The organism is Acidithiobacillus concretivorus (assembly GCF_018853445.1).
Taxonomy (GTDB): Bacteria; Pseudomonadota; Gammaproteobacteria; order Acidithiobacillales; family Acidithiobacillaceae; genus Acidithiobacillus; species Acidithiobacillus concretivorus.
In genome coordinates this window covers 59,653-67,217 of record NZ_JABELD010000054.1, presented here as the reverse complement: position 1 = coordinate 67,217, position 7,565 = coordinate 59,653, and the positions used below count along the sequence as shown (strand labels likewise).

General features: G+C 53.6%; 7 protein-coding genes. 1 reads left to right on the top strand and 6 read right to left on the bottom strand.

The window, feature by feature from the left end; all coding sequences use genetic code 11:
• The 6 genes from HJG40_RS07765 to HJG40_RS07740 all read right to left on the bottom strand — a co-directional run.
• A partial coding sequence (locus HJG40_RS07765; RefSeq protein WP_215863651.1) for a nitrilase-related carbon-nitrogen hydrolase occupies nucleotides 1-688 on the bottom strand: 688 nt, incomplete at its 3' end.
• Nucleotides 689-802: 114 nt separating this feature from the next.
• Entirely contained in the window at nucleotides 803-1,123 is a 321-nt protein-coding gene (locus tag HJG40_RS07760; protein WP_215863650.1) for a FeoC-like transcriptional regulator, read from the bottom strand.
• Nucleotides 1,120-3,468 (bottom strand): Fe(2+) transporter permease subunit FeoB, encoded by a 2,349-nt coding sequence (gene feoB, locus HJG40_RS07755; protein WP_215863649.1) that lies wholly within the window; start codon nucleotides 3,466-3,468, stop codon nucleotides 1,120-1,122. The genes HJG40_RS07760 and feoB overlap by 4 nt, the downstream gene beginning before the upstream one ends.
• A complete protein-coding gene (locus HJG40_RS07750) occupies nucleotides 3,465-3,728 on the bottom strand; it encodes a FeoA family protein (RefSeq protein ID WP_215863648.1) in 264 nt (87 codons plus the stop codon). Before HJG40_RS07750 ends, feoB begins: the two co-directional genes overlap by 4 nt.
• 27 nt (nucleotides 3,729-3,755) lie before the next feature.
• Nucleotides 3,756-5,006, bottom strand: coding sequence for a carbohydrate porin (locus tag HJG40_RS07745; RefSeq protein WP_215863647.1), 1,251 nt, complete (start codon nucleotides 5,004-5,006; stop codon nucleotides 3,756-3,758).
• A gap of 303 nt (nucleotides 5,007-5,309) precedes the next feature.
• Complete coding sequence (locus HJG40_RS07740; RefSeq protein WP_215863646.1) at nucleotides 5,310-5,942, bottom strand: thioredoxin fold domain-containing protein; 633 nt, start codon at nucleotides 5,940-5,942, stop codon at nucleotides 5,310-5,312.
• A 439-nt stretch (nucleotides 5,943-6,381) separates the two neighbouring features.
• On the opposite strand from HJG40_RS07740, the gene HJG40_RS07735 reads away from it, so the two are divergent.
• A complete protein-coding gene (locus HJG40_RS07735) occupies nucleotides 6,382-7,482 on the top strand; it encodes a C40 family peptidase (protein ID WP_215863645.1) in 1,101 nt (366 codons plus the stop codon).
• Nucleotides 7,483-7,565 lie beyond the last annotated feature (83 nt).

Genomic DNA, 7,565 nt, shown 5'->3' with positions numbered 1-7,565 from the left:
AGCCGCCATAAAAGGTGATGCTGCTTTCCACACCGATTTCGTGGCCGATCCGATTTGCCGCTACGACCGGGACCAGATTGGCGGCTGCATGTCCTTGCATCACCCGGGTCCAGTGCCCACGACTATTGATTTCCGGGGCACGGGGTTCGGAACCGATGGCGGTGGGATAAAACAGGATTTCCGCCCCTTGCAATGCCATCACCCGGGCGGCTTCGGGAAACCATTGATCCCAGCAGATGGCGACGCCAATTCGGCCATAATGGGTGTTGAAAACTTTGAAACCGGTGTCGCCGGGGCTGAAGTAAAATTTTTCCTGATAACCGGGACCATCGGGGATATGGGCTTTGCGATACAGGCCCAGATCCTGTCCGTCAGCATCAAACACCACCAGGCTATTAAAAAAGGCATTGTTGGCACGCTCAAAAAAACTCACGGGCAGGACCAGATGCCGGTCTTTCGCCAGCTTTTGCAGGGCGAGTAATGCGGGATGGGAGGCGCGCGGCTGGGCCAGTGCCAAAAAATCCGGGTTCTGATCTTTGCAAAAGTAGGGTGTGCTGAATAACTCCTGGAGGAGGATGATGTTCGCCCCAGCATCTGCTGCACAATGCACTTGCTGCAGTGCTTTGTCGATGTTGTCTGCTTCGTTGTCCCCGACTGCCATCTGAATGGCAGCTACTTTTACCTGCATGATGCACCCCTGTCCGCAAACCGCTGGCTAATTCCCCAAATTGGAGTATAGAGGAGCCACTGGGAGGGGCAAGAGGGCTTAATGATCGAAGTAGTTTACGGAGTTTGGCTGAACTCAGGGGTGCTGTGGCGGGTGAAAAGTCATGACGCTACCCGCAGGGGCTTCGGACTGATCCCGCCACCGCCAGGCCTGCAGTGCCGCATTTTGTGCTGGACTGGCGCTACTGCTGCAACTGCTGCAACTTCCAGACTGGCACGAACTACCACAGCTATTGGCTGAAGAGAGAGAAACAGCCTCGACGCGCCCCCGGCTTTGCCAGTAACGCAGCATATCCTCTACCGTGCTTTTGGGCAGGTTCAAAATTGCGGCAATCTGACTGCTGGTCAGCAGAGCGTGGTCACGCAGGCTGTCGCGCACGGCAAAAAGTGTCGTCATGCCGCAGCCTGCTTTTTGACGCTGGCTGCAGGATTCGTATTCTGGCGTCGCCCATAAATGCGCAGGGCAATGATCAGCAGTCCGAAGCTCGTCATAATCCCGGCAATCCAGGCCAGGGATGCAGCAGGGTGGGCGGCAAAAGTGCCTGCCTGAAAAATAATCGTACTGGTACCCCAGGCGAGGCCGGTGCCGTAAAGCAGGGAAAACCCCATCCATCCCCAACCGACTTCCCGGCGCAGGGCTCCCATGGTGCTGGCGCAGGGTACATAGAGCAATACAAATACCAGGTAAGCAAAAGCCGAAAGTGGCGTAAAGCCCGCAGCAATGGCTTGCAGGGTGGCACTTTCCGCGCCGGAGGCCTGCTCCGTTGCGCTGGTGGAAGTCATGGCACTCAAGCCCAGAGGGTCGTCCAGTGTGCGCATAAAGGTCAGGGCATTGGCCGGAATGGTTAGCAGCGCATCACGCAGTTGGCCGACAATATCGGGGTGCCGGTAATCAGCCATCAAATCTGCCGCATTTTGACGTTGATAAATCCCATTGAGCGTGCCGATGACGATTTCCTTGGCTGCGGCGCCGGCAATGAGGCCGGATACGGCGGGCCAGTTGTCACTCTGGACGCCCATGGGCGCGAATATCGGAACCAATGCCTGACTGCCCTGGGCAAGCAGGGAGTGATCAATGTCCGTGCTGCGCAAGCCCTGACTGGTCCAGCCGATGCCGGGCAGGATGAAGAGCACCAGACCGATGACGGCGATGACCTTGCCGACCCGGAAAATAAAGATCTTCAGGCGCTGCCAGCTTTGCAGAACGACGCTGCGGAAACTGGGCAGGCGGTAGGGCGGCAGTTCCATGACAAAAGGCATGGCTTCACCACGCAGGGCGGTTTTCCCCAGCAACCAGGCCGTGAGCAGCGCGACCAGTATGCCCAGAACATATAAGGCAAATACGACCTGACCACCATTGCTGCGGAAAAATACGACCGCAAAAGCCATGTAGATGGTGAGACGCGCCGAGCAGGACATGAAGGGTTGCATCAACACGGTCAAAATGCGCCCACGCGGATCTTCGATAATACGCGCACCCATAATGGCCGGAACATTGCAGCCAAAACCAATGACCATGGGCACCAGCGCGTTGCCGGGTAAGCCCATGCGTCGCATCAGACGATCCATGGCATAGGCGGCGCGTGCCATATAGCCGGAGTCATCCAGAAATGCCAGAAAGAGAAAAGTAAGACCAATGGGGGGAATAAAGGAAATCACCAGATTGAGACCGCCGCCAACCCCGCCGGCAATCACCGAAATCAGCCAGTCCGGTAAACCCGCCAGCAACAGGAGATGACCGGTTCCATGGATGAGCAGGGCTGCAGAAGCCTGATCAAAAAAATCCAGGAAAATGTTGCCGCCACTGAAACTCACGACAAACACCAAATAAAGAACCAGCAAAAATATCGGTACACCCAGCCATTCGTTGAGAACAATGCGATCCAGATAGTGATTGATTTTTTCACGCAGCCCCTTTTTTCCATGGGCTTGCAGGGCAATATCCGCCATAGCGTGCGCCCAGGAAAAACGCCGATCCATGACCAGGTCGGCAGGATCTTCATCACTGATCAACTCAATATGCTGGCGCAAGTCTTTCAGCATTTTCGCGCTTTCATCAGAAGGCGGTTGCGCAGAGCCATCCAGTAGCCGCAGCGCGTCCACCCTGGTTCTGGCAGCATGTTGTCTGTTTAGGGTTGTCCCCAATGTTTGCAGTGCTTCTTCCACGGGGGCCGGATAAAGGATGGGATGACCCTGCGGCCTTTTTTGCAAGGCCTCCATCATCCTCTGGAGCAAATAATCTCGTCCTTTATGTTTTCGCGCTACCATAGGCACTACGGGAATTCCCAAAGCATTTTCCAGCTCAGTACAACGTAACTTCCAGCCTCTGGCTTCTGCTTCGTCCGTCATGTTCATGATGAGGAGCATGGGGTGTCCGGTTTCCAGTAGTTCAGCCGTCAAGGCGAGATGGCGTTCCAGATTGGAGGCGTCAACAATGTTGATAATCAGATCTACCGGGGTATCCAGCAGGAAATCCCGAGCGACCCGTTGATCCTCTCCGCCACCACCCATCAGGCTGTAAATGCCGGGAAGATCGATAATCGAAACTTTCTTTTTGGCCAGCAGCAGGCTGCCGCTGCGTTTTTCTACCGTGACTCCCGGCCAGTTGCCGACCTGCTGGTGGGCGCCGGTGAGCAGGTTGAACACCGTGGTCTTGCCGCAGTTGGGGTTACCCGCAAGAACAATGGTTTGTTCAGACAGGACTGAGGCTGCTTTGCCTTGATTTTCATGACAGGCGCTCATGCTGATAGCTCCGTAACCCATATTTTCTGGACCAAGCTGTTGCCGATGGCAAAACGTGCCCCGTTGATTTGAATGACTACGCCCCGTTTATTGGGGCCGTGGACAATATGTAGCGCTACGCCCGGGCGAATACCCAGCATCTGCAGACGTTGCTGCATGGCCCGATCACCCGTAATGCGGATAATGCGCGCGGAGGCGGCGCTGGATAACTGATCCAGACTGCGTGATGGATTTTCAGAAGTGAGATTGTGCGTGTTCATGGATGAATAGGTTTCCTGATTCAACATTCAAAAAAATTCGAGGTGTAGGCGCAAAATACCGACCAGGGCATCCGGGTAATAACCGGAAGGATGCTGGATGTATTGCAAATCCGGCTGAATATTGATGTGCTCTGTCACTTTTGCCAGATAGGTCAATTCATAGGTGGTTTCCGCGGGATGGATGCTGGATGGTTCCACATCCAGTCCCGCAGCGACTGCCTCAGGGCGTAGCCACGCTCTGGCCATACCAATGGAGACGCTGTCGTCCGGGCGGTCTGCAAAGGGATGCCCGAGTCGCAAGCCCACACCCAGGTACCAGGGGACTGGATTGAAGTTTTGCGGCGCTGCCCCGGCCTGCAGGAATGCACCGAGCTGGCGTTCACCCGCCAGCGTCCAGTTTCCTTCGATGATGCCATAGGCACCAGCGGTACTGGGTGATAAGCCATAAAGTTCGGGGTTAGCCTGCTGGTAGCGCCAGGCGCCGATTTTTAATTCGTATTGACCATATTCATCGGTATTGTCCTCCAAGTCTTCGTCGGCTTTGTGACCCCAGTGCAGAGCGCCTTCCCACAAGGCCATGTACCCTCGTTCAAAAGCAGAGGTCTGGTGCTGTGGATCACCCTGAAAAATCGCCAATTTGTTGCTCACATTTTGCGTGTGTGTGCTGACCAGCAGACCGAGGCCAGAATAGGGATAGGTGGCAGTACCAGGAACATTGACCGTGATGGTGGGCGACATGCCAAAAGAGCTGTTGATCAACTGCAGCGCATTGGCGGCAACATCAAAATAATAGTTAACGTCCATATAACCGACCCGGGTGTTGAGCCAGTCATTCCAGCGTTGTCGATAGGCGGCATCGTAAAAACGGATGGCATTGGGCGCCCAGATATTACTGGCAGTCTGAATATCACCACTATAGTTTTGCTGAATGCCACTACTATAAATGCCCATCAGGGAGAGGGTGAATTTGCCGCCCTTCCAGAGACCGGCTTTGTCGGTGTCATATTCTGCCCCGAGTTGCCCGACAATATTGCCTTCACTGGCCTGCTTGATTCCGCCCGAAAAATTGGAAAAAATTTCGCTGTCCAGATGCCCCGCCCAGGATAGTCCATTGCCGATGTGGGTATATGCCGGTAAGTATTTGGCAGAAAGTCCGGGGGTGTTGGGTATGGAGGATTCCGGGTTGCTGTCAGCATGATCCGCGTAGCCGATTGCTGGACAGCCCAGAAAAGACGCCGCACAAAGTGCAGTCGCCACGGAAAAAGACAGACGAGACATTGCAGATACGCTCCGTTATTAGAATATTAACGATAATGATTCTTAATATTATAGAGGTTGTTGGCAATGTCAATATTTTCGGATTATTTTCTTGCGGGAATCAGGAGCCGGCGCTGGGCCGGGAGGCTTTTTGCGCCAACGTCCCTTGCCTGTTGTTCTAAGGTTCATCCTGCTGTCAGGAGAGAACTCGCCCTTTGGGCTCAGACAGCTCTCCTGACGGGCGCAGGATTTCACCAAGAATAACCACGGCGCGGGACAAAGTCGCGGCAAAGCTTCCCGGCCCAGCGTCGGCTCCTGATGCGGTTAGTGAATTCCCTTTAGGGTCTGGGCGAGATTTTTAGCATCAAGAACCTGCCAGACAATTTGTGCCTGATTGTGGCTATCCATGTAAAGCATGGTAGGGACGGTTTTCTGGCCGGTGGCTTCGAGTATGCTCAGGTTGTTTTTCAATGCTTTTTCAGTAGCCGTACTGGGCAAAATTTCCTGAATAGCACCATCATGACCTTTTTCCGTAAACCCTTTTTCATTTTCCCATAGGGCCTTCAGTGGATTTTTCGCTTCCAGAATCGCGGCTGCCTTGCCAGTACTGGAAGGTTCCAGAAAGCCTACGGGAACGTAGCGTATGCTGAGTTGATCCGGTTTAATCAGGGGTTGCAGTTCCTGGATGAGCAGGTGGCAATAGGGGCAGTTCGGATCAAATATTAAATAAATGATGTGTGGCCCCGAACCTTGGACGAACCAGCGGGCATCATTAAGTCGCTGCCAGATCTGTGCAGAGCTGGTTGCTGTGCTTTTTGGGGCAAAACTGGCCGCCATCTGGCCCAGCGTCGAGGCTTGGCCAGGTGGGCTGAAGCCGCTCGTCACGAGGGCCATAGAAAACGCTAACCCCATGGAAAAGAGCCAACTTTTTTTGCCTGTTAAAGCAGAAGAGAACATGCATGCGCTCCTTGGTTTTTGCTATCTCTTTGTATTAAAGCAATACTCAGGCCAGTTTTAAGCACTTTTCGGAAATCAAGCCAAAAAATTGCTTTTCAGACCTTGCCTGTCTCGGTGATTCCACCTATATTCCCAAATACGGACTATGGAGCATCGATTTTACTAATGGCTAATATTCGAATTGATTCGGGAGAAAACTGTCTGGTTATTTGGGGCTTGACGCTCCAAGGTGCCAGTGGTTTTGATTCAGTGTCGGCCCGCGTGTTCCATAGTCGGGGTAATACTAATCGAGCCGAACGAATGTTCGGCTTTTTTGTTGGGTTCAGGGGGTAGCCTCGAAGTTTCTCTTTCAACTTTATGAGAAATGGCAATGTCTCTGCATAATCAGCCCTTAGGCAGATTACGCAGCGGCGATTCCCAGGTGATTCTGGAGATAAGAATGAAGAAGAAGCATCGCTGGCAGATTGCTTTGGCGGTATGTTTATGTACAGGAGGTGTTGCTGTGGCTCAGGCCGCGCCACACCATGTTAAGACGACGGCGCATCGAGTGGATTCGCACCGGTATCACCGCGAGTCCTCTCACAAGCATCCCTATTCGAGACATTATCATGCCGTCAAATCGGTGCGAAAAGTTTCTCATAGGCATGAGGTGTTACCACTCAAAGCAGCGGATTATACGGCTTTGACGCCAACCGCCCTGCAATTGATGCATCTTTCCCCGGTGGAATTTGCGGGGGTAGGTGCAGCACCTCAGCCGGTAACAAATTACCAATATCCGATTCATTCTTTTCCGGATGCCCCTGCCAGTTCTGTCACCAGCCCCGACTTTGTTGATCAATCCCTGGTGCTAGTGAAAACCGGTCTTGCAGCCAGCGCAATGACTACAGATTCTCCGGTCAAGCCAGCGGCAGCACCGGTGGATGCAGTGGTCGCCACTTCCGCACCGGAACAGTCGCATTTGCGCATTGCCTTGGAAATGTTCGCCAGTCAGGCCTACCACTGGGCCCGTCACCCCCTGCAAGCTTTGGAGTCCAGTGGAGATGCCGCGAGCGGGCCTCAGGCTGCTGCGGAATTGGCAGACGCTATCGCCCAACAACAGGCAGATCAAAATAATGCCGGGAGCAATGTTTCGTCGTCTTCGGGGGATTCCTGGCTTTCGCCCCGGGCCATGGTGGTTTCGGCCTTGAAGTTTATTGGTGCCCCGTACCGCTGGGGCGGGATGAGTCCGGCTTCAGGTTTTGATTGCAGTGGCTTCGTGAAATATATACTGGCCAAATTTGATATTCAGGTGCCGCGCACTTCTTATGCCCAGGCTGCGGAGTTGCACAAGGTGTCCCGGGAAAATCTTAAACCCGGAGATCTGGTGTTTTTTGATACCATGCATCGGGCTTATTCTCACGTCGGTATATACATCGGTCACCAGCGTTTCGTCAGCGCCCAGACACCCCGCACTGGTGTCCAGATTGGCAGCCTGAATGATCCTTATTGGGCAGCGCATTATGACGGCGCGCGCAGTTTGCCGGTAGCTAACTCTTATTGAGGTTGCTGTATTGATCAGAGTGTTGTTCATAAAAAACCCGCAGACTTGAAGCTGCGGGTTGTTTTTTTGATGCTTAGCTTCCC

Excerpts from the sequence above, each read along its gene's own strand:
- HJG40_RS07760 (WP_215863650.1), bottom strand. The coding sequence starts at position 1,123 with ATGACGACACTTTTTGCCGTGCGCGACAGCCTGCGTGACCACGCTCTG.
- feoB (WP_215863649.1), bottom strand. The coding sequence starts at position 3,468 with ATGAGCGCCTGTCATGAAAATCAAGGCAAAGCAGCCTCAGTCCTGTCT.
- HJG40_RS07750 (WP_215863648.1), bottom strand. The coding sequence starts at position 3,728 with ATGAACACGCACAATCTCACTTCTGAAAATCCATCACGCAGTCTGGAT.
- HJG40_RS07745 (WP_215863647.1), bottom strand. The coding sequence starts at position 5,006 with ATGTCTCGTCTGTCTTTTTCCGTGGCGACTGCACTTTGTGCGGCGTCT.
- HJG40_RS07740 (WP_215863646.1), bottom strand. The coding sequence starts at position 5,942 with ATGTTCTCTTCTGCTTTAACAGGCAAAAAAAGTTGGCTCTTTTCCATG.
- HJG40_RS07735 (WP_215863645.1), top strand. The coding sequence starts at position 6,382 with ATGAAGAAGAAGCATCGCTGGCAGATTGCTTTGGCGGTATGTTTATGT.